At 63.0% G+C, this 20,207-nt stretch carries 16 protein-coding genes and 3 tRNA genes; 12 read left to right on the forward strand and 7 right to left on the reverse strand.

Annotated elements, in window-relative coordinates; all coding sequences use genetic code 11:
* Positions 1-57: 57 nt before the first annotated feature.
* From aspS to RAM80_RS10445, 3 genes are all read right to left on the reverse strand, one after another.
* Positions 58-1,833: an aspartate--tRNA ligase gene (gene aspS / locus RAM80_RS10435; protein WP_416426301.1), complete on the reverse strand. Its 1,776-nt coding sequence runs from the start codon at positions 1,831-1,833 to the stop codon at positions 58-60.
* A gap of 94 nt (positions 1,834-1,927) precedes the next feature.
* Positions 1,928-2,149, reverse strand: coding sequence for an FmdB family zinc ribbon protein (locus RAM80_RS10440; RefSeq protein ID WP_027978767.1), 222 nt, complete (start codon positions 2,147-2,149; stop codon positions 1,928-1,930).
* Between the two features lie 131 nt (positions 2,150-2,280).
* Positions 2,281-2,613, reverse strand: coding sequence for a ribbon-helix-helix domain-containing protein (locus RAM80_RS10445; protein WP_416427450.1), 333 nt, complete (start codon positions 2,611-2,613; stop codon positions 2,281-2,283).
* 597 nt (positions 2,614-3,210) lie between these two features.
* On the opposite strand from RAM80_RS10445, the gene RAM80_RS10450 reads away from it, so the two are divergent.
* Positions 3,211-3,813, forward strand: coding sequence for a cold shock domain-containing protein membrane protein (locus RAM80_RS10450; RefSeq protein ID WP_416426303.1), 603 nt, complete (start codon positions 3,211-3,213; stop codon positions 3,811-3,813).
* 109 nt (positions 3,814-3,922) lie between these two features.
* Here the strand turns inward: RAM80_RS10450 and RAM80_RS10455 are convergent, their stop codons facing one another.
* Both RAM80_RS10455 and RAM80_RS10460 read right to left on the reverse strand, forming a co-directional pair.
* Entirely contained in the window at positions 3,923-4,129 is a 207-nt protein-coding gene (locus RAM80_RS10455; RefSeq protein ID WP_416427451.1) for a SlyX family protein, read from the reverse strand.
* Positions 4,119-4,556 (reverse strand): HIT domain-containing protein, encoded by a 438-nt coding sequence (locus tag RAM80_RS10460; protein ID WP_416426305.1) that lies wholly within the window; start codon positions 4,554-4,556, stop codon positions 4,119-4,121. Before RAM80_RS10460 ends, RAM80_RS10455 begins: the two co-directional genes overlap by 11 nt.
* Positions 4,557-5,468: 912 nt before the next feature.
* Between RAM80_RS10460 and RAM80_RS10465 the strand changes: the two genes are divergently transcribed.
* The 3 genes from RAM80_RS10465 to RAM80_RS10475 all read left to right on the forward strand — a co-directional run bounded on the left by RAM80_RS10465 (position 5,469) and on the right by RAM80_RS10475 (position 9,643).
* Entirely contained in the window at positions 5,469-6,794 is a 1,326-nt protein-coding gene (locus RAM80_RS10465; RefSeq protein WP_416426307.1) for an OprD family porin, read from the forward strand.
* Between the two features lie 164 nt (positions 6,795-6,958).
* The gene (locus RAM80_RS10470; RefSeq protein WP_416426309.1) at positions 6,959-8,674 is read left to right on the forward strand and encodes a proline--tRNA ligase; all 1,716 of its coding nucleotides are present in this window, start codon (positions 6,959-6,961) and stop codon (positions 8,672-8,674) included.
* Between the two features lie 18 nt (positions 8,675-8,692).
* A complete protein-coding gene (locus tag RAM80_RS10475) occupies positions 8,693-9,643 on the forward strand; it encodes a hypothetical protein (RefSeq protein ID WP_416426310.1) in 951 nt (316 codons plus the stop codon).
* A gap of 79 nt (positions 9,644-9,722) precedes the next feature.
* On the opposite strand, the gene dinB is transcribed toward RAM80_RS10475, so the two are convergent.
* Positions 9,723-10,790 (reverse strand): DNA polymerase IV, encoded by a 1,068-nt coding sequence (gene dinB / locus RAM80_RS10480; protein WP_416426312.1) that lies wholly within the window; start codon positions 10,788-10,790, stop codon positions 9,723-9,725.
* A 261-nt stretch (positions 10,791-11,051) separates the two neighbouring features.
* Here dinB and RAM80_RS10485 point away from each other — a divergent pair.
* The 5 genes from RAM80_RS10485 (at position 11,052) to RAM80_RS10505 (ending at position 15,905) form a co-directional block, all read left to right on the forward strand.
* Positions 11,052-11,128 (forward strand) — tRNA-Met (locus tag RAM80_RS10485).
* A 198-nt stretch (positions 11,129-11,326) separates the two neighbouring features.
* Positions 11,327-11,403: transfer RNA gene (locus RAM80_RS10490), tRNA-Met, on the forward strand.
* A gap of 231 nt (positions 11,404-11,634) precedes the next feature.
* Positions 11,635-11,711, forward strand: a tRNA-Met gene (locus RAM80_RS10495).
* A gap of 322 nt (positions 11,712-12,033) precedes the next feature.
* A complete protein-coding gene (gene mprF, locus RAM80_RS10500) occupies positions 12,034-14,610 on the forward strand; it encodes a bifunctional lysylphosphatidylglycerol flippase/synthetase MprF (RefSeq protein WP_416427452.1) in 2,577 nt (858 codons plus the stop codon).
* Positions 14,610-15,905: a virulence factor family protein gene (locus RAM80_RS10505; protein WP_416426313.1), complete on the forward strand. Its 1,296-nt coding sequence runs from the start codon at positions 14,610-14,612 to the stop codon at positions 15,903-15,905. The genes mprF and RAM80_RS10505 overlap by 1 nt, the downstream gene beginning before the upstream one ends.
* 148 nt (positions 15,906-16,053) lie before the next feature.
* Here the strand turns inward: RAM80_RS10505 and RAM80_RS10510 are convergent, their stop codons facing one another.
* Complete coding sequence (locus RAM80_RS10510; protein WP_416426314.1) at positions 16,054-16,938, reverse strand: LysR family transcriptional regulator; 885 nt, start codon at positions 16,936-16,938, stop codon at positions 16,054-16,056.
* 102 nt (positions 16,939-17,040) lie between these two features.
* Between RAM80_RS10510 and RAM80_RS10515 the strand changes: the two genes are divergently transcribed.
* The 3 genes from RAM80_RS10515 (at position 17,041) to RAM80_RS10525 (ending at position 20,107) form a co-directional block, all read left to right on the forward strand.
* The gene (locus RAM80_RS10515) at positions 17,041-17,640 is read left to right on the forward strand and encodes a short chain dehydrogenase (protein WP_416426315.1); all 600 of its coding nucleotides are present in this window, start codon (positions 17,041-17,043) and stop codon (positions 17,638-17,640) included.
* A gap of 62 nt (positions 17,641-17,702) precedes the next feature.
* The gene (locus RAM80_RS10520) at positions 17,703-18,380 is read left to right on the forward strand and encodes a COG3650 family protein (RefSeq protein WP_416426316.1); all 678 of its coding nucleotides are present in this window, start codon (positions 17,703-17,705) and stop codon (positions 18,378-18,380) included.
* Between the two features lie 113 nt (positions 18,381-18,493).
* Positions 18,494-20,107: an NAD(P)/FAD-dependent oxidoreductase gene (locus RAM80_RS10525; RefSeq protein WP_416426317.1), complete on the forward strand. Its 1,614-nt coding sequence runs from the start codon at positions 18,494-18,496 to the stop codon at positions 20,105-20,107.
* Positions 20,108-20,207 lie beyond the last annotated feature (100 nt).

Here is a 20,207-nt window from a genome sequence, read left to right on the forward strand (position 1 = left end):
AGGCAGAACCCTCTGCCATGTAAAAAGCGCATCCGAAGATGCGCTCTGGTGCAGCTCTTACTCAGCCTTGGGCTGTTCGCGCAGGCGGATGTGCAGCTCGCGCAGGGCCTTGGCGTCGACCAGGCCAGGGGCCTGGGTCATCACGCACGCGGCGCTCTGGGTTTTCGGGAAGGCGATCACTTCGCGGATCGACTGGGCGCCGGTCATCAGCATCACCAGGCGGTCCAGGCCGAAGGCCAGGCCGCCGTGCGGCGGTGCGCCGTACTTCAGGGCGTCCAGCAGGAAGCCGAATTTCTCTTCCTGTTCGGCTTCGTTGATGCCCAGCAGGCGGAACACGGCCTGTTGCATTTCCTTGCGGTGGATACGGATCGAACCGCCACCCAGCTCGGTGCCGTTCAGCACCATGTCGTAGGCGCGCGACAGGGCGGTGGCCGGGTTGGCCTCCAGCTCTTCAGGCGAGCACTTCGGCGCGGTGAACGGGTGGTGCAGCGCGGTGAAGCTGCCGTCTTCGTTCTCTTCGAACATCGGGAAGTCGACGACCCACATCGGTGCCCATTCGCAGGTGTGCAGGTTGAAGTCGTTGCCAACCTTGATACGCAGCGCGCCCAGGGCCTCGCTGACGATCTTGGCCTTGTCGGCGCCGAAGAAGACGATGTCGCCATCGACCGCGCCAACGCGGTCCAGGATGGTGTTCAGCGCAGCTTCAGGGATGTTCTTGACGATTGGCGACTGCAGGCCTTCGACGCCTTTGGCGCGCTCGTTGACCTTGATGTACGCCAGGCCCTTGGCACCGTAGATGCCGACGAACTTGGTGTAGTCGTCGATCTTGCTGCGCGGCATGCTTGCGCCACCAGGCACGCGCAGGGCGGCAACGCGGCATTTAGGGTCGTTGGCCGGGCCGCTGAACACCTTGAATTCCACGTCCTTCAGCTGGTCGGCAACGTCAACCAGCTCCAGCGGGTTGCGCAGGTCCGGCTTGTCGGAACCGTAGCGGCGCATGGCCTCTTCGAAGGTCATGTGCGGGAATTCGCCGAATTCCAGGTCCAGCACTTCCTTGAACAGGTTGCGGATCATGCCTTCGGTCAGGCCCATGATGTCTTCCTCGTTGAGGAAGCTGGTCTCGATGTCGATCTGAGTGAACTCAGGCTGACGGTCGGCACGCAGGTCTTCGTCGCGGAAGCACTTGGCGATCTGGTAGTAGCGGTCGAAGCCGGCCACCATCAGCAGCTGCTTGAACAGCTGGGGCGATTGCGGCAGGGCGAAGAAGCTGCCGGCGTGAGTACGGCTAGGCACCAGGTAGTCGCGGGCACCTTCAGGGGTGGCGCGGGTCAGGATCGGCGTCTCGACGTCGAGGAAGCCGTTCTCGTCCAGGAAGCGACGGATGCTGGTGGTCATGCGCGAACGCAGGCGCAGCTTCTCGGCCATTTCCGGACGACGCAGGTCGATGAAGCGGTAGCGCAGGCGGGTTTCCTCGCCGACGTCGGAGTATTCGTTGAGCGGGAACGGCGGGGTTTCCGCTTCGTTCAGCACTTCCAGCTCGTAGCCCAGCACTTCGATCATGCCCGAAGCCATGTTGGCGTTGCCGGCACCGGCCGGGCGCAGGCGCACCTTGCCGGTGACCTTGACCACGTATTCGCTGCGCACGCGGTCGGCGGCGGCGAAGGTCTCGGCGCGATCCGGGTCGAAGACCACCTGGGCCAGGCCCTCACGATCACGGATATCGAGGAAGATAACCCCGCCATGGTCACGACGGCGGTGGACCCAGCCGCAAAGGGTGATTTCCTGACCGTCCAGGGTCTCGTTCAGTTGGCCGCAATAATGGCTGCGCATCATGATGGTGGTTTCGCTTCTCGTATTCGGTATTCGGGGAAGGCCTTGCAAGCCTTGGCTGGCCTAATAGTGCAAGACCCTGCGGGTGCAGTTCAACTCAATCGGCTTTGTCGCCACCCGCCAGATTCTTTTTGCTGCCGGTCTTGAAGTCGGTTTCGTACCAGCCCGTGCCACTCAGGCGAAAGCCTGGCATGGAGAGCATCTTCTTCAGCTCCGGGGCCTGGCAGGCCGGGCAGTCCGTCAACGGCGACGCACTGATCTTCTGGATGACTTCCATCTGGTGACCACAGGAAGCGCATTGATAGTCATACATGGGCATGGGAACGTCTCGGCAAGCAGGTACACGGCACAGGCCGCACTTTGCGGCAAAGAGCGGGATTATATCCTTATACCGCGCGCCTGTGCAGCCGTGACGACACCCCGAATGTCGCCCTCCCCCTACAAGCCCGCTCACTGGGCCCTGGCACACCGTTCGAGCAGGTGCACCACGCAGACCACGCGCACCAGCCCGCTGAAGTTCTTTACCCCACCGTGACGCAGGTGCACCTCGCGATCGACGTGGGACAGGATGGCATTGACCGAACAGCCATTGGCCCTGGCGATGCGCTCCAGCACCTTCCAGTACACCGACTCCAGGCGCAGGCAAGTGGCAAAGCCGTTCAGCCGCACCGACCGCGACAAAGGCTGCGCCAATTGCATATTGAAATCCGCAAGAAAAGGATCATGGGGTATCTTTCCCGTTCTGGCCACTGTTCGACTAATTGGAAGTATTTCGCTGGGCATATTCATCACCACATCCTTGTGTAAAACAACACTGAGAAAAAACAGTTACAGTTTTAGCAATTCCCTCTCCCCATGAAGCCCTAACTAAATATCTACAACCAGCGGAAGCGCCACTTCAAACCGTAGGAACACGCCGCTAAACACAAGTAAATTATTTACCTCAACACCACTTCAAAACCCTGCCCATGCGGCTTAAAGCCAAGCTGGCTGGTGCCTGCAGGCCGACGCCCGACTTCGCTGCGAGCGGCTCACCACGCGCGAGCCAACCGAATGTTTTAATCGCCTACCAACAAGTAGCCCTACCGGTAAATGGCGCGCCCCCTACAACATCAGCAGCCTGTTCTTATTGCAGCGCCACACCACCCTGCAGGCAGACCGCAAACGTTTGGTGACTCGTCGTCGAAATGACCGTCCGGTGCGCTGATTTGAGTACCTACCGGCTTTGCTGTTAAATAGAACACCTGTGCCACGTACACCTTCATTGCGTGCGTGCGCACAGGCTGAGCCCGCCCCGTGAACTGCGTCTCATTTTGTTCCGATGCGCACCGTGTCGTGCCAGCTCTTCCTCGTGATCCGTCTGAACGTGAGTTAAATAAAATGTTGAAAATTGTTCACCTCCTAACGGGCGCTGCAGCCTTGCTGCTGTCGTTCATACCCAGCCTGCGGGCCGAAGCCGTGCCTTACCTGCAACAACCCGAAGCTATCTACCTGGCACTGTTCGGCCTGCTCAACCTGACCCTGGCCCCAGTGATTCCCTACTGGAACAAAGGCCCTCGCCATCAGGCGCAAAACCTGGTCAGCGTGCTGCTGATCCTGGCCGTAGTGACGCAGACCGTGGCCCTGCTGGCCGAATGGCCGACCATCGCCGGCTTCCCGGCGCAACTGCCAGGCCTGGCCTGCGCGGTGCTGGCGGTGCTGGTACACCTGGCGGTCAGCTTCTACAAGTCGTCGCCTGCCGCTGCCGCGCCGTCCTACGACATGAGCAACCGCGATACCGGCACCGTGAAGTGGTTCAATACTTCCAAGGGGTTCGGCTTTATCTCCCGCGATTCGGGCGATGACATCTTCGTGCACTTTCGCGCCATTCGTGGCGAGGGCCACCGTGTATTGGTCGAAGGCCAGCGCGTCGAGTTCTCGGTCATGAACCGCGACAAGGGCCTGCAGGCCGAAGACGTGATCGCCGCCTCGCCGCGGCGCTGATCGCCAGCCACAAAAAAACCGCGCCTGGCGCGGTTTTTTTATGCCTGCAAATCACCCCCCGTAGCAGCTGCCGCCAGGCAGCGTCCCGGACACCGCGACGGGGCGGCGCTCAATAGTGCGGCGGCGGCGCCTCATGCTCACTGACACCGAACTGCCCCACCATCTCCTCCTGGCGCTTGAGCAAGGCGGCCATCTGCAACTGCAGGCGCTCCACTTGCCGCTGCTGCTGCACCAGCTCGTCGTTGAGCGCCTGGATGGTGTCATCCTGGAACGCCAGGCGACTCTCCAGCTCCATTACCCGCGCCTCAAGCGTCATCATGAGCCTCCAGAAACACGAAGTCCGCCGGCAACAGCCCTTTCAGCCGCTCGCGAATAGCCACTACTTGTTCTGCGCTGTAAGGCTGGCCAACAACTTTGCCCCAGACCGGCGCCGGCCATGCGGCATCTTCCTTGTAACGAACTATGACGTGCATATGTAACTGACTGACAACGTTACCCAGGGTGGCGACATTCATCTTGTCGGCTGAGAAATGTTGGTGAAGAAGTTTCGCCAGAGAGTTGGTTTCTTCCCACAGTTGCAGTTGCTCGGTGTCATTGAGCTGAAACAGCTCGCTGATACCGTCGCGGCGTGGCACCAGGATAAACCATGGATAGTTGGCGTCGTTGCTCAGCAGCAGCCGGCTCAGGGGAAAATCCCCGATGACGTGGGTGTCGTGCTGCAGGCGCGAATCTAAAGAAAACACCGCGAGATCTCCGGCAAGGTGAAAATTTTTTTAGCCCCATGAACCAGGAGGGACCATGCACCGACAGGATACCCGCGATCACTCCTGCGTTCACGGAGAACGTGCTGGCGCCTCCGGAGAAGGGTCGCCAGGACCTCTGAAAATCGCACCACTACAGTGCGTGACGCACCAAAAAACCACCTTCCCTTCAAGGTTTTTTGGCCGGCCCCTCACCTCCCGCCAGAGCCCGCCGCGCAATCGTTTAATTCGGAAACACTCCCGTCCGGCGGGGCGGTTTGCCAAAGTGCAACTGTGGGCTAGGCTGCCTGGGGCAACCGCTACTTTTCGCACCAAAATAGACCGGAGTGAGTAATGCCAGTGCGCCAGTCATCCGCCAAGTTCCCACTTGCGCACGACAACGGTAACGTTTCCGTCACGCCCTGGAAGCGCACCCGATCTTCACCACCGCGTCAAGTTCCCCGGCGCACCCCCGATTTCATGAGGCGGCAGGGCCCTACCGCAAAAAAAGTGAAAGAAATGTCATGCTCTGGCACGTTTGGGCGCGCTTGTTGCATTCCTACCCACCCAAGTCGGCAGGCAGCCCGGGACGGGATGACTTGCGACAAATAACAACAGCTGCACGGAAGACCAAGGAGTTTTCAGGCAGGAGCTTAGAACCATTTTTCCTATGCTCGCCCCCTTGAAAACAGCGCTGTAGTTGTGCAGCTTGTGTTACCCGAAGCTGTGGTTTGCGACACGGACGGAAGTTTTTGCGACAGGCTCGAGAAGAAGCCGGACGATTGAGCTTAGAAGTATCGCCATAAAGCGTCAGCGTGATATAAGTTCACGCCGACACAAAAAGAAAGAGCCGCCCAGATAATAAACCAGGTGGGACGGCAGTACTCTTCCTAAAAACCAAAGGAGCAAATCACGATGAAAGTGATTAAGTGGAGCGCAATCGCACTGGCAGTTACCGCGGCTAGCACGCAGCTGGCCAGCGCCGCAGCATTCGTTAGCGATCAAGCAGACTCGAAGGGCTTCGTCGAAGACGCCACCCTGAACATGCTGCTGCGCAACTACTACTTCAACCGCTACTCGTTCGGTTCCGACCACAAGTCGGCTGACTGGACCCAGGGCATCCAGGGCGTATTCACCTCCGGCTTCACCCAAGGCACCATCGGCGTCGGTATCGATGCGTTCGGCTACCTGGGCCTGAAACTGGACGGCTCCAAAGGCACCACCGGCACCAACAACCTGACCGTGGGCGAAGACGGCCCGAACGACAGCTACGGCAAGGCCGGCGCCGCGATCAAGTTCCGCGTCTCCAAGACCATGTTGAAAATCGGTGACCAGCAGCCAAGCACCGCGCCGGTATTCGCCGTGGGCGGCTCGCGCCTGACCCCGCAGACCGCGTCGGGTATCTCCCTGATGAGCAGCGAGATCAAGGGCCTGGACCTGGAAGGCGGTCACTTCTACTCAGCTTCGAGCGAAAGCAGCACCAACCGTGATGGCTCCCTCTGGGCCACCTACGCCAACGTGCCAGCCGACTCGATCGACTACGCTGGCGGCAAGTATGCGTTCAACGACAACTTCACCGCTTCGCTGTATGGCGCCAAGCTGGAAGACATCTGGAACCAGTACTACACCAACCTGAACTACGTGCTGCCACTGGCTGATACCCAGTCGCTGACCTTCGACTTCAACTACTACCGCACCACCGACACCGGTAGCGCGAAAGCAGGCACCATCGACAACAACACGTTCTCGCTGTCGGCTGCCTACTCGTTCCTGTCGGCACACACCATTACCCTGGGCTTCCAGAAGGTCAACGGCGACACCCCGTTCGACTACATCGGTGTGGGTGACAACAACCGCGGTGGCGACTCGATCTTCCTCGCCAACTCCATCCAATACTCCGACTTCAACGGCCCAGGCGAGAAATCGTTCCAGGCTCGTTATGACCTGAACATGGCTACCTTCGGCGTGCCTGGCCTGAGCTTCATGGCTCGTTACGCCCACGGTGATGACATCGACGGCACCAAGATGGCTGCTGACAGCCCTTACCGCGCCTACGGCTACGGTGAAGACGGCAAGCACCACGAGACCAACGTCGAGGCCAAATACGTAGTACAGGAAGGCCCAGCCAAAGACCTGTCCTTCCGTATCCGCCAAGCCTGGCACCGCGGCAACGCCGACCAGGCCGAAGGCAACGTCGACGAGTTCCGCCTGATCGTCGACTACCCACTGTCGATCCTGTAACCACAGGGCACTCGCCAGCGGTAACGACAGCTATATAAAGAAGCCCGGCGCACGCCGGGCTTTCTTTTGCTCGCCATACCTCATGACCACTACCCTGTACGTCGCCGGGCGTGCACCGTACAATGCCCAGCTTCGATAAAATTCAGCAACAGACACGGCCTATCATGCGCACCAGTCAATATTTGCTCGCCACCCAGAAAGAAATCCCCAACGACGCGGTCGTCATCAGCCACCAGCTGATGCTGCGCGCCGGCATGATCCGCAAGCTTGCCTCGGGCCTGTACACCTGGCTGCCGATGGGCCTGCGCGTGATGCGCAAGGTGGAAAACATCGTGCGCGAGGAAATGGACGCCGCCGGCGCCCTGGAAGTGCTGATGCCCGGCATCCAGCCTGCCGAGCTGTGGCAGGAATCGGGCCGCTGGGAACAGTATGGCCCTGAGCTGCTGCGCCTGAACGACCGCCACGGTCGTGATTTCTGCGCCGGCCCAACCCACGAAGAAGTCATCACTGACCTGGCGCGCAACGAGCTCAACAGCTACAAGCAGCTGCCGATCAACCTGTACCAGATCCAGACCAAATTCCGTGACGAGATCCGTCCACGCTTCGGCTTGATGCGCGGCCGCGAATTCATCATGAAGGATGCCTACTCCTTCCACGCCGACCAGGCCTCGCTGCAGCAGACCTATGACCGCATGCACCAGGCCTACTGCAACGTGTTCACCCGCCTGGGCCTGAAGTTCCGCCCGGTGGAAGCCGACAACGGCTCGATCGGCGGCGCCGGCTCCCACGAGTTCCACGTGCTGGCCGAGTCCGGTGAAGACGACATCGTCTTCAGCGACACGTCCGACTACGCCGCCAACATCGAGAAGGCCGAGGCCATCCCGCGCGAAACCGTACGTGGCGCCGCCACCGAGGAACTGCGCCTGGTCGACACGCCTAACGCCAAGACCATCGCCGAGCTGGTGGAAAACTTCGGCCTGGCCATCGAGAAGACCGTCAAGACCTTGATCGTGCACGCCGCCGAAGAAGGCAAGCTGATCGCCCTGGTGGTCCGTGGCGACCACGAGCTGAACGAAATCAAGGCCGGCAACCACCCACTGGTTGCCAGCCCGCTGGTGATGGCCAGCGACGCCGAACTGCGTGACGCCATCGGCGCCGGCGCTGGCTCCCTGGGCCCGCTGAACCTGCCGCTGCCGTGCATCATCGACCGCTCCGTGGCGCTGATGAGCGACTTCGGCGTGGGCGCCAACATCGACGACAAGCACTACTTCGGCGTGAACTGGGAGCGCGACCTGCCGCTGCCGGAAGTCGCCGACCTGCGCAACGTCGTCGAGGGCGACCCAAGCCCGGACGGCCAGGGCACCCTGGTGATCAAGCGCGGCATCGAAGTGGGCCACATCTTCCAACTGGGCACCAAGTACAGCGAAGCGATGAAGTGCCAGGTGCTGGGCGAGAACGGCAAGCCGGTCACCCTGACCATGGGTTGCTACGGCATTGGCGTGTCGCGCGTGGTGGCTGCGGCCATCGAGCAGAACAACGACGCCGGCGGCATTATCTGGAACGACACCCTGGCGCCGTTCCAGATCGCCCTGGTACCGCTGCGCTACGAAACCGAGCAGGTTCGCGAGGCGACTGACAAGCTGTACGCCGACCTGACCGCCGCAGGCTTCGAGGTGCTGCTGGACGACCGCGACAAGAAGACCAGCCCCGGCATCAAGTTCGCCGACATGGAGCTGATCGGCATTCCGCATCGCATCGTCGTCAGCGACCGCGGCCTGGCCGAAGGCAACCTGGAATACAAGAGCCGCACCGAAGGCGAGGCCCAGGCCATTCCGGTCGCCGACGTGCTGTCGTTCATCCAGGCCCGCGTGCGTCGCTGATCCAGACTCAGGGAAACCATGTACAAGCGAAGTGGCTTAAAACTGGGGAGCACCGCCTTGTGCGGTGCTCTGCTGCTGGGCGGCTGTGCCAACCACATGTCCCAGCGCAGCGAACATGACGAGCGCGTGGAGCGCAAGCTGATCGACCACAGCCTGCAGATCGACGCCGGCAGCCCGGCGGCCCTGGAGCTGCCGCAACGGCGGGTGCGCATCCACGAACAGAAGACCTTCGAAGTCACCGAGTTCGAGGTAACCCGCCGTTACGATCGCTACACGCCCTACCAGCCCTGGCGCGAGTTGTACGAAGTGCCGTTGGGCGCGGTGGCGGTGGTCGCCGGCGTCGGCGCCAACGTGGTGAACGTGCTGATGTTCGGGCAACTGCCTGACAGCGTCACCAAGGATTGGATCAACTACGGTTTCGCCGGCCTCAACCCGTTCATGAACGTGCAGTCCAACGGCCGCGCGCAACAGAATCTCGCGGGTGTCGACCAGGTGCAGAAAGACAAGCGCCTGGAAACCACCAGCCTGCCCTGGAGCGAGCGCCCGGTGGACGTGCAGTCGGGCAAGCAGACCTATGAGCTGACCACCGACCGCAACGGCGTGCTCAAGATCAACCTGCTGGACAGCCCCTTCGCTGACCAGGACCTGAAGAACGTCAACCAGCTGAAGATCAGTGTCGAGGACGCCGACGACAACGTGCGCGCCGATGCGACGCTGGGGCTGGGCAGTGACCTGCGCGGCAAGCTGGTGGAGGCCCATGGCCTGATCTACGACGACCTCGAAGGCGAGGACGTGCGCCAGTGGGTGCACCGGGTCAAGCGCCTGTCCGACCTGGGCATGGAAGAGGAAGCCAGCGAACTGGAGCAGAGCCTGATCGAGCTGACCCGCAACGATCCGGAACTGCAACAGCAATTCCTGCGCTCGCTGACCCGCGACGCGGGGCGCCTGGTGGCTGATCCCGGCTTGTAGCCGGGACGCAGATGGACGCGGCCTGCGGCCGCTGCTACGGGATCACGTGTAGCAGCTGCCGCCAGGCGGCGTCCAGCCGTTACCCATTCTCACCAAACAACTCCAACTGCTCCAACGCGCCACGCAGGTCCTGCAGGCGCACGCCAATTCCCAGCAGGCGCACTGGCTTGCCGCCGCGCGCCACCGCCTGGCTCAACAGCTGCCGGTAGCTGTCCAGGTCCCTGCCCGCCCCCGCCTGCTCCAGGGTGGTCTGGCTGAAATCATGAAACTTGACCTTCACGAACGGCTTGCCCGGCTTGTAGCTGCTGTCGATGCGCGCCATGCGCGTGGCCAGGGTTTCCATCAGCTCCGGCAATTTCGCCAGGCAGGCCTCCACGTCCGGCAGGTCAGTGTCGTAGGTGTTTTCCACGCTGATCGACTGCCGGCGGCTGTCGTTGTGCACCGGGCGCTCATCGATGCCACGGGCAAGCCCCCACAACCGCTCGCCAAAGCTGCCGAACTCGCGCACCAGGGCCAGCTTGCTCCAGTCGCGCAGCTCCAGGCAGCTGCTGATGCCCAGGCGTGCCAGCTTGTCGGCGGTGACCTTGCCCACGCCATGCAGCTTGCTGACCGGCAAGGCGGCGACAAAGTCCTCCACCTCCCGCGGCGTCACCACAAACAGGCCGTTGGGCTTGCGCCAGTCGCTGGCGATCTTGGCGAGAAACTTGTTGGGTGCAACCCCGGCCGAGACGGTGATGTGCAACCGCCGCGACACCTTGCGGCGGATGTCCTCAGCAATGCGGGTGGCGCTGCCGGCAAAGTGCGCGCACTCCGACACGTCCAGGTAGGCCTCATCCAGCGACAGCGGCTCGATCAGCTCGGTGTACTCGCGGAAAATGCCATGAATTTCCCGCGACGCTTCCTTATAGGCCTCCATGCGCGGCTTGACGATGGTCAGGTCGGGGCACAACTTGAGCGCGTGGCGCGACGACATGGCCGAACGCACGCCATAGGCGCGGGCCTCGTAGTTGCAGGTCGCTATCACGCCGCGCCGGTCCGCCGAGCCGCCCACAGCCAAGGGCTTGCCGGCCAGGCTGGGGTCGTCGCGCATTTCGATGGCGGCGTAGAAGCAGTCACAGTCGACGTGGATGATTTTGCGCTGCGTCATGGCCAAAATGTGTCTGTGTATAAAGGAGGCGTTTTCGTACGAAACGCTGACCAGTATCTCACCCAGCCTGCCGCCATGGCGAACCCAAGGCGGATCCGATATTTATTTTTTTAATTGAACAGCGCCTTGCGATAGGGCTGAAACCCCCGCCCCGCCTGCCTCGCAGCCTTTTTTCGAAGTGCTAAGCGCTTGAACGAAAAGACTTTTCCTGCAGCGGGCGTTTGACACGCCTGGGGAAGTCTGTAGAATCAATCCCACAGACGCGGGATGGAGCAGTCTGGTAGCTCGTCGGGCTCATAACCCGAAGGTCGTCGGTTCAAATCCGGCTCCCGCAACCAAACATCGAAGAAGGCCACTTGAAAAAGTGGCCTTTTTTGTTTCCGCTTGTTTCAAATAATACGCTCCCCCGTAGCAGCTGCCGAAGGCTGCGTTGCTCCTGGACGCAGCCTTCGGCAGCTGCTGCGGGAATTATTTGGTAGTTCAAGGAGTTAACGGTTGACACACTGCCGCTGTGCTGTAGAATCCGCCCCCACAGACGCGGGATGGAGCAGTCTGGTAGCTCGTCGGGCTCATAACCCGAAGGTCGTCGGTTCAAATCCGGCTCCCGCAACCAAACATCAAAGAAGGCCACTTGAAAAAGTGGCCTTTTTTGTGCGCGTGTATTTTGCATCCCGTAGCAGCTGCCGAAGGCTGCGTCGCTCCTGGACGCAGCCTTCGGCAGCTGCTACGGAGATTGATGAATTCCTAAGCACTTCAAAGACTTGCCTGAAGCGCGCCAGTTTGTCGCAGCACTGGATTAACGGTTGACACCCCGCCGCCGTGCTGTAGAATCCGCCCCCACAGACGCGGGATGGAGCAGTCTGGTAGCTCGTCGGGCTCATAACCCGAAGGTCGTCGGTTCAAATCCGGCTCCCGCAACCAAATATCGTAGAAGGCCACTCGCAAGAGTGGCCTTTTTCGTTTGCGCGCAGAAATAAAATCGGCACAAACCTGCCGTATTGTTGTCCACCCTTGCGGGACCTGCAGGTGGAAGAAACATGAAACTTCCCCTATAGATAAAGCGTCCGAGCCCGATAAAAGGTCAAACGGGTTAATATATTCCGAATTATTTTTGTATAGGGATTGGTAACTTGACTGGATACCTTCATCCTGTTGCGCACAATCCACGAGGTGATTGATGCGCCCCGACTCGCCAGAACTGCCTGAAACCGTGACTGCCCCACATCCGTTGAACCCAAGCAAAATGCGCTGGCTGGAACTGCTGAGCAAGTACCGCCAACCCATCGGCCTGGTCGTAACCCTGTTGCTGTTCGGTATCGCCCTGATCGCCTGCCGCCACCTGCTGGCGGAACTCGACATCTATGCCCTGCATGATTCGGTATTGAGCACGCCCAAGGCTTCCCTGTTCGGTGCATTGGCCGCAGCCGCCGCCGGTTTCGTCGTGCTGCTGGGCTATGAATGGTCGGCCAGCCGCTACGCTGCCGTGACCCTGCCACGCCGTACCCTGGTGCTGGGCGGCTTCACCGCGTTCGCCATTGGCAATGCCATCGGCCTGTCGCTGCTGTCCGGTGGCTCGGTGCGTTACCGCCTGTACGCCCGCCACGGCATCGGCGCCGCCGAAGTGGCGCGCATGACCCTGTTCGCCAGCCTGTCGCTGGGCTGCGCCCTGCCGCCCCTGGCTGCCCTGGCCACCCTCAGCAATCTGCCGGCCGCATCCGCCGCCTTGCACATCGCCCCCGGCGTGCTGGGCGCCATCGCGGGTGCCGTGATTGCCCTGACTCTGCTGCTGGCCGCCGGCATCTATCGCCGCCGCCTGGGCGAGCAACCGATTGCGGACAACCTGCTGGTCAAGGTCGGCCGTCGCACCCTGCGCCTGCCGGGCGTGCGCCTGACCCTGCTGCAACTGGTGATCACCGCCCTCGACGTGTTGCTGGCCGCTACCGTGCTGTACCTGCTGTTGCCCGAAGCGCCGCCGTTCGGCGCCTTCGTGCTGGTGTACCTGCTGGCCCTCGCGGCTGGCGTGCTCAGCCACGTGCCGGGCGGGGTCGGCGTGTTCGAGGCCATCCTGCTGGCCGCGTTCACCAACGAACTGGGCGCCGCGCCCCTGGCCGCCGCCCTGCTGCTGTACCGCCTGATCTACGTGATGCTGCCGCTGCTGCTGGCCTGTATCGTGCTGCTGGCCACCGAAGCCAAGCGCTTCTTCTTCGCCCAGCAGGCCATTCGCGTGGCCTCGGGCATGGCGGCGCCGATCCTGGCGCTGCTGGTGTTCCTGTCCGGCGTGGTGCTGCTGTTCTCGGGCGCCACCCCGGAAATCGATACGCGCCTGGAGCACCTGGGCTTCCTGATCCCCCACCGCCTGATCGACGCCTCGCACTTCGGCGCCAGCCTGATCGGCGTGCTGTGCCTGCTGCTGGCCCAGGGCCTGCGCCGGCGCCTGTCCGCCGCGTGGATGCTGACCACCACACTGCTGCTGGTGGGCGCGCTGCTGTCGCTGCTCAAGGGCTTTGACTGGGAGGAAGCCAGCCTGCTGATCTTCACGGCGGGCCTGCTGGCGATCTTCCGCCGCTCGTTCTACCGCCCCAGCCGCCTGCTGGAGCTGCCGTTCTCGCCGTTCTACCTGATGGCCAGCGCCTGCGTGGTCGGTGCCTCGATCTGGCTGCTGCTGTTCGCCTACCAGGACATTCCGTACAAACATCAACTGTGGTGGCAGTTCACCCTCGACGCTGACGCACCCCGTGGCCTGCGTTCGGCCCTGGGCAGCGCCGTGCTGCTGGTGATCGTCGCCCTGACCTGGCTGCTGCGCACTGCGCGGCCGGTGATCCACCTGCCCGACAGCGAGGAACTGCACAAGGCGGCGAAGATCCTGATGACCTCCGATCAGCCGGACGGTGGCCTGGCGCTGACGGGTGACAAGGCCCTGCTCTTCCACCCCAACGATAACGCCTTCATGATGTACGCCCGCCGCGGGCGGAGCCTGGTGGCGCTGTACGACCCCATTGGCTCGACCCAGCAACGGGCGGAAATGATCTGGCAGTTCCGTGACCTGTGCGATTTCCATCATGCCCGCCCGGTGTTTTACCAGGTGCGTGCCGAGAACCTGCCGTTCTACATGGACATCGGCCTGACTGCGATCAAGCTGGGCGAGGAAGCCCGGGTGGACCTGGAACGCTTCGACCTGGAAGCCAAGGGCAAGGAGATGAAGGACCTGCGCTACACCTGGAACCGCGGTACCCGCGACGGCCTGTCGCTGGAGATCCACGAACCGGGCCAGGCGCCGCTGGACGAGCTGAAGGTGATTTCCGATGCCTGGCTGACCGGCAAGAACGTTCGGGAAAAAGGCTTCTCCCTGGGTCGTTTCAGCCCGGAGTACCTGCAGCATTTTCGTATTGCAATCATTCATTTCGAGGGACGCCCCGTGGCGTTCGCCAACCTGCTCGAGACCCACAGCCATGAGCTGGCCAGTCTCGACCTGATGCGCGCACACCCCGAGGCACCAAAGCTGACCATGGAGTTCATGATGGTCGGCCTGATCCAACATTATAAGAGTCATGGTTACGCGCGCTTCAGCCTGGGCATGGTGCCGTTGTCGGGCCTGCAACCACGTCGCGGCGCACCGCTGACCCAGCGCCTGGGTTCGATGGTGTTCCGCCGTGGCGAGCAGCTCTACAACTTCCAGGGCCTGCGGCGCTTCAAGGATAAATTCCAGCCCGACTGGGAACCCCGTTACATGGCCGTGCCCGCAGGACTCGATCCGCTGGTGGCACTGGCCGATACCGCCGCCCTTATCGCGGGCGGCCTGACAGGATTGGTGAAACGCTGATGATTCGACGCAACTGGCGTAAAGGGCTGGCGGTCGTGGTGGTAGTGATCGCTGGCGCCGCGGCGGTCTACTGGTACATGAACCGCCCCGCCCCCGCGCCCCTTCTAGAACAGGTGAAGCTGGACGACGGCAACACCGTGACCCTGGTCACCCCCGGCAGCCACATCAAGGCCCGGGTCGTGCTGTCGGTGCCGGCCGAACAGGCACTGACCGACAAGCAACTGACCGACCTCAGCAAGGACGGCTCGGCGCAGTTGGTGCAGGTACTGTTGGCCAAGTCCGACTGCGACGAGCAGGAAAACGACATCAAGGCCGCCGCCCAGCACCTGGACGGCCCGGTGACCGTGTTCGGCGGCATTGGCTCCGGCGCGGCCGAAGCCTGGTCATGGCTGGCCAAGCAGACCGACGACAAGGCCACCGCCGTGTCGGTGGGCTTCAGCCTGGAACAGCCTGGCTGTGCCACCCCGCTGCCGAAGAAGGCCGACCACGGCCACTGGATCGTCGCCTGGAACGACAACCCGGACGACGCCAGCGCCTCGTTCGTGCGCGACACCCCCAACGCCGAGACCAGCATCAGCGACTACGACGTGCACCTGCCGCAGGTGCTCAAGAACGAGCTGACCAAGCTGCTGGTGGGCGACAACAAGGACGCCCTGAGCATGCCCGTGGTGGAAGTGCCGGCTGGCCAGGCCACCGACACCGTGACCCTGTTCCTGTCCGGCGACGGCGGCTGGCGCGACCTGGACCGCGACGTTGCGGGCGAGATGGCGAAGATGGGCTACCCGGTGGTGGGCATCGACATGCTGCGCTACTACTGGCAGCACAAGACGCCTGAGCAAAGCGCCGAGGACCTGTCCGCGCTGATGCTGCACTACCGCCAGAAGTGGGGCACCAAGCGCTTCATCCTGGCCGGTTATTCGTTCGGCGCCGACGTGCTGCCTGCGACCTACAACCGCCTGCCGGCCGATGACCAGAAGCGCATCGACGGCGTGCTGCTGCTGGCCTTCGCCCGCAGCGGCAGCTTCGAGATCGAGGTCGAGGGTTGGCTGGGCAACGCCGGCAAGGAAGCACCGACCGGGCCGGAAATCGCCAAGATGCCGCAGAACAAGATTCTGTGCGTGTACGGTGTCGAGGAGGCCGATGAAACCGGCTGCACCGACAACAAGACCTACACCGGCGAGACCCTCAAGCTGCCTGGCGGCCACCACTTCGATGAAGATTACCCGGCGCTGGCCAAGCGCCTGATCGACGCCATCGAGAAGCTGCAAGGCAAGCCACCGGCCAAGGCCAACTAAGGTCCTGCCCCACCGTTAAAAAAGCCTCCCTTGTGGAGGCTTTTTTGTGCGCACAACCAACTTGTGGGAGCTGGCTTGCCAGCGAGCTGTTGAGGCCCCAAAAGCTCGCTGGCAAGCCAGCTCCCACAAGGACAATTACAGCCACCGCCTACTGCGTCGACCAGGCCGCCAGGTAATCCGCCACCACCTGCACCCGGCGTGGCAAGCCACCCTGGTAAGGATGCACCAGGAACAAAGGCGCGCTGGAGGTCTGGTACTCACGCAGCAGCCACACCAACCTGCCCTCTGCCAGGTCCTCGTGCAGCATGTATGACGGCAACCTGGCCACCCCGGCCCCCGCCAGCGCAGCTTTCTTCAGCAGGCTGTAATGGTTGCTGGCGAACGGCCCGGCCACGGCCACGCGGATCAGCTCATGCTGCAGGTGGTAGCGCCACTCCTCCCGTCCACTGTAGTGGCTGTTGAGCAGGCAGGCGTGCGCGGCCAGGTCCTGCGGGGTTTGCGGGGCCGGCCGCGCAGCCAGGTAGGCCGGGCTGGCGCAGGTAATCTCCTGCATGGTCAGCAGCGGCCGCGCCACCAGGCGCTCGTCGCTGGCCACGCTCTCGCGCACCGCCAGGTCAAAGCCCTCGCGGGCCAGGTCGCGGTAGGCGTTGCTCAGGTCCAACTCCAGGTTGATCTGCGGGTAATCGCGGCCCAGCGCCAGCAGCAACCCTTCGAAAAAAGTCTCGCCCAGGGACACCGGCACCGTCAGCCGCACCGGCCCGGCCAGCTCGTCCTTGAGCTGCGCCAAAGCCCGATGGGCGCGCTGCATCTGCGCCACAAGGGCCTGCGCCTCCGGCAACAGCGCCGCGCCCGCCGCTGTAAGGCTCAAACGCCGGGTGCTGCGGTGCAGCAGTTGCACGCCGTGGCCGGCCTCCAGGGCGCTGATGCGCTTGGACAGCTGCCCCTTGCTCCAGCCCAGCTGCTCGGCGGCCCGGGTAAAGGTGCCCGCCTCGACCAGCACGGCGAAGGCCGCCAGGTCATCAAGTTCGCTCATGGATTGTTTCCATATGAAAACCAAAGGTTGCCTATTAGAGGGATTATCCGCGAAAAGCAAATGCCTACACTGGTCGCACACTCTCCCCACGAGGATTCAGCCATGAAGATTCTGTTGCTCGGTGCCAGCGGCACCGTCGGTTCCGCCATCGCCAGCGAGCTTGCCCAGCGCCACGAGGTCGTTCGCGTGGGCCGCACCAGCGGTGACTTCCAGGTGGACATCAGCGACCCGGCTTCCATCCGCGCGCTGTTCGAGCAGACCGGGCGTTTCGATGCCCTGGTCAGCGCCGTAGGCAGCGTCACCTTCAAGCCACTGGGGGAAATGACCGACAGCGATTTCAGCCTCGGCCTGCACAACAAGCTGATGGGGCAGGTAAACCTGCTGTTGATCGGCCGCGAGTTCGCCAACGACGGCGCCTCGTTCACCCTGACCTCGGGCATTCTCAACCGCGACCCGATCCGTAGCGGCGCTTCGGCGGCCATGGTCAACGGCGCGCTGGACGCCTTCGTTCGCGCCGCAGCCATCGAACTGCCTCGCGGCCTGCGCATCAACGCCGTCAGCCCTACGGTGCTGGTGGAAGCCATGGGCAGCTACGCGCCTTACTTCCGCGGCTACAAGCCGGTGCCCGCCGCCGAGGTGGCACTGGCCTACGCCAAGAGCGTGGAAGGCCTGCAGACCGGCCAGGTGTTTATCGTCGGCTAGCGGGCCGCAGAATTTTCACTTCTGCTGTGCTAGGGTGCGCCCCACTGACCAGGAGGCCCCCGATGCGCGTTGCCCGTAATCTGCTGTGTTTTGCCCTGCTACCGCTGTTCGCCGGTTGCCAGCTGTTCGCCTCCGCGCCCAGCCAGCCTTCCCACGCCGACCTCACGCGCATGCAGGGCGTGCTGATGGGCAATAACGGCCACTTGCTGTTCCAGCCCTGCGGCGAACAGCGCCACTACACCGTCACCGATGTCGGTAATACTGGCGTGCTGCAGGAAGCCGCCGGCATCGTCGGCAAGTCCGGGCAGGTCTACGCCGACGTGCGCGGGCGCTTCGAGGCCAGCAAGACCGGCGGCCTGGACGGCACCATCGACCTGCGCCAGTTCTACCGCCTGGAACGCTCCACCACCGCCTGCAACGACCCCAACTTCAAGCTGCTGACCCTGCGCGCCGCCGGCACCGAGCCGTCTAAGTGGGAGCTGCGCGCCAGCGGCAAGGGCCTGGAGCTGAGCCGCGCCGACCAGCCACCGCTGGCCGTGCCCTTCGTCGAGGAAACCCTGCCCGACGGCCGCCTGAGCCTGAGCACCGAGGCCAACGGCCTGAAGGTGGAATTGTGGGTGGCCCCCCAGCGCTGCGTAGACCCGACCACCGGCGGGGTGATGCAGATGAGCGCCGAATTGCGCGTCAATGACCAGCCGTACCGGGGCTGCGCCTACTTCGGTGGCGCCCGCAACGACTGAAGATCTGCCGTCGGGCAGTTAAAACCTGACGGCAATCGCCTCCGAACGCTTATAATGGCCGGTTAGTGCAAAGCTGCCGGGTCAACCCTGTGGCCCGGATATTGGACCCTGTCATGTTACGAATCACCGAACTCAAACTGCCCGTGGACCACGCCGACGAGGCCCTGCGCCCGGCCATCGTGCAGCGCCTGGGGATCGCCGACGCCGATCTGCTGGACTTCACCCTGTTCAAGCGCAGCTACGACGCGCGCAAGAAGAACAGCGAGCTGCAATTCATCTACACCATCGACCTCAACGTGCGCGACGAAGCCGCCGTGCTGGCGCGCTTCGCCGAGGACCGCAACGTCGGCCCGGCGCCGGACGTCAGCTACAAGGTGGTGGGCCATGCCCCCGAAGGCCTGGAAGAACGCCCACTGGTAGTCGGCTTCGGCCCGTGCGGCATCTTCGCCGCCCTGCTGCTGGCGCAGATGGGCTTCAAGCCGATCGTGCTGGAGCGTGGCAAGGAAGTGCGCCAGCGCACCAAGGACACCTGGGGCCTGTGGCGTAAAAGCGTGCTCAATCCCGAGTCCAACGTGCAGTTCGGCGAAGGCGGCGCAGGCACCTTCTCCGACGGCAAGCTGTACAGCCAGATCAAGGACCCGCTGCACCACGGCCGCAAAGTGCTGCACGAGTTCGTCAAATCCGGCGCGCCGGAAGAGATCCTCTACGTCAGCAAGCCGCACATCGGCACCTTCCGTCTCACCGGCATGGTCGAGACGATGCGCAAGGAGATCGAGGCCCTGGGCGGCGAGATTCGTTTCGAGCACAAGGTCACCGACCTGCTGATCGACAACGAACAGCTGCAAGGCGTGGTGCTGGAGAACGGCGAACAGTTGATGTCCCGCCATGTGGTCATGGCCCTGGGCCACAGCGCCCGCGACACCTTCCGCATGCTGCACGCCCGCGGCGTGTTCATGGAAGCCAAGCCGTTCTCCATCGGCTTCCGCATCGAGCACCCGCAAGGCCTGATCGACCAGGCGCGCCTGGGCAAGTACGCCGGCCACCCAAAGCTGGGCGCCGCCGACTACAAGCTGGTGCACCACGCCAAGAACGGCCGCTCGGTGTACAGCTTCTGCATGTGCCCGGGCGGCACCGTGGTAGCCGCCACTTCCGAGCCAGGCCGGGTGGTCACCAACGGCATGAGCCAGTACTCGCGCAACGAGCGCAATGCCAACTCGGGCATCGTCGTTGGCATTACCCCGGAAGTCGACTACCCGGGTGGCCCGCTGGCCGGCATCGAGCTGCAGGAAAAGCTGGAGTCCACCGCCTACCTGCTGGGTGGCAGCAACTACCAGGCGCCGGCGCAACTGGTGGGCGATTTCATCGCCAACACGCCGTCCACGGCCTTGGGTGACGTGGAACCTTCCTACAAACCGGGCGTGTCCCTGGGCGACCTGGCGCTGTCGCTGCCGGCCTTCGCCATCGAGGCGATCCGCGAAGCACTGCCGGCCTTCGACAAGCAGATCCGCGGCTTCGCCCGCCCGGACGCGATCCTCACCGGCATCGAGACCCGCACCTCGTCGCCGCTGCGCATCACCCGTGATGCCAGCTTCCAGAGCCTCAACGTCAAGGGCCTGTTCCCGGCCGGCGAAGGCGCTGGTTACGCCGGTGGCATCCTGTCCGCCGGCGTGGACGGCATCCGCATCGCCGAAGCCGTAGCCCGCAGCATGCTGGGCATCGACGCCTGATAACCCCTGTAGCAGCTGCCGAAGGCGGCGTCCGAAGCACCTGGGTGCTCAAGACGCAGCCTGCGGCAGCTGCTACGGGAAATGTCCTACATCCGAATCA

The sequence above is a fragment of the Pseudomonas sp. App30 genome, assembly GCF_047947025.1.
In the GTDB taxonomy this organism is placed as follows: domain Bacteria; phylum Pseudomonadota; class Gammaproteobacteria; order Pseudomonadales; family Pseudomonadaceae; genus Aquipseudomonas.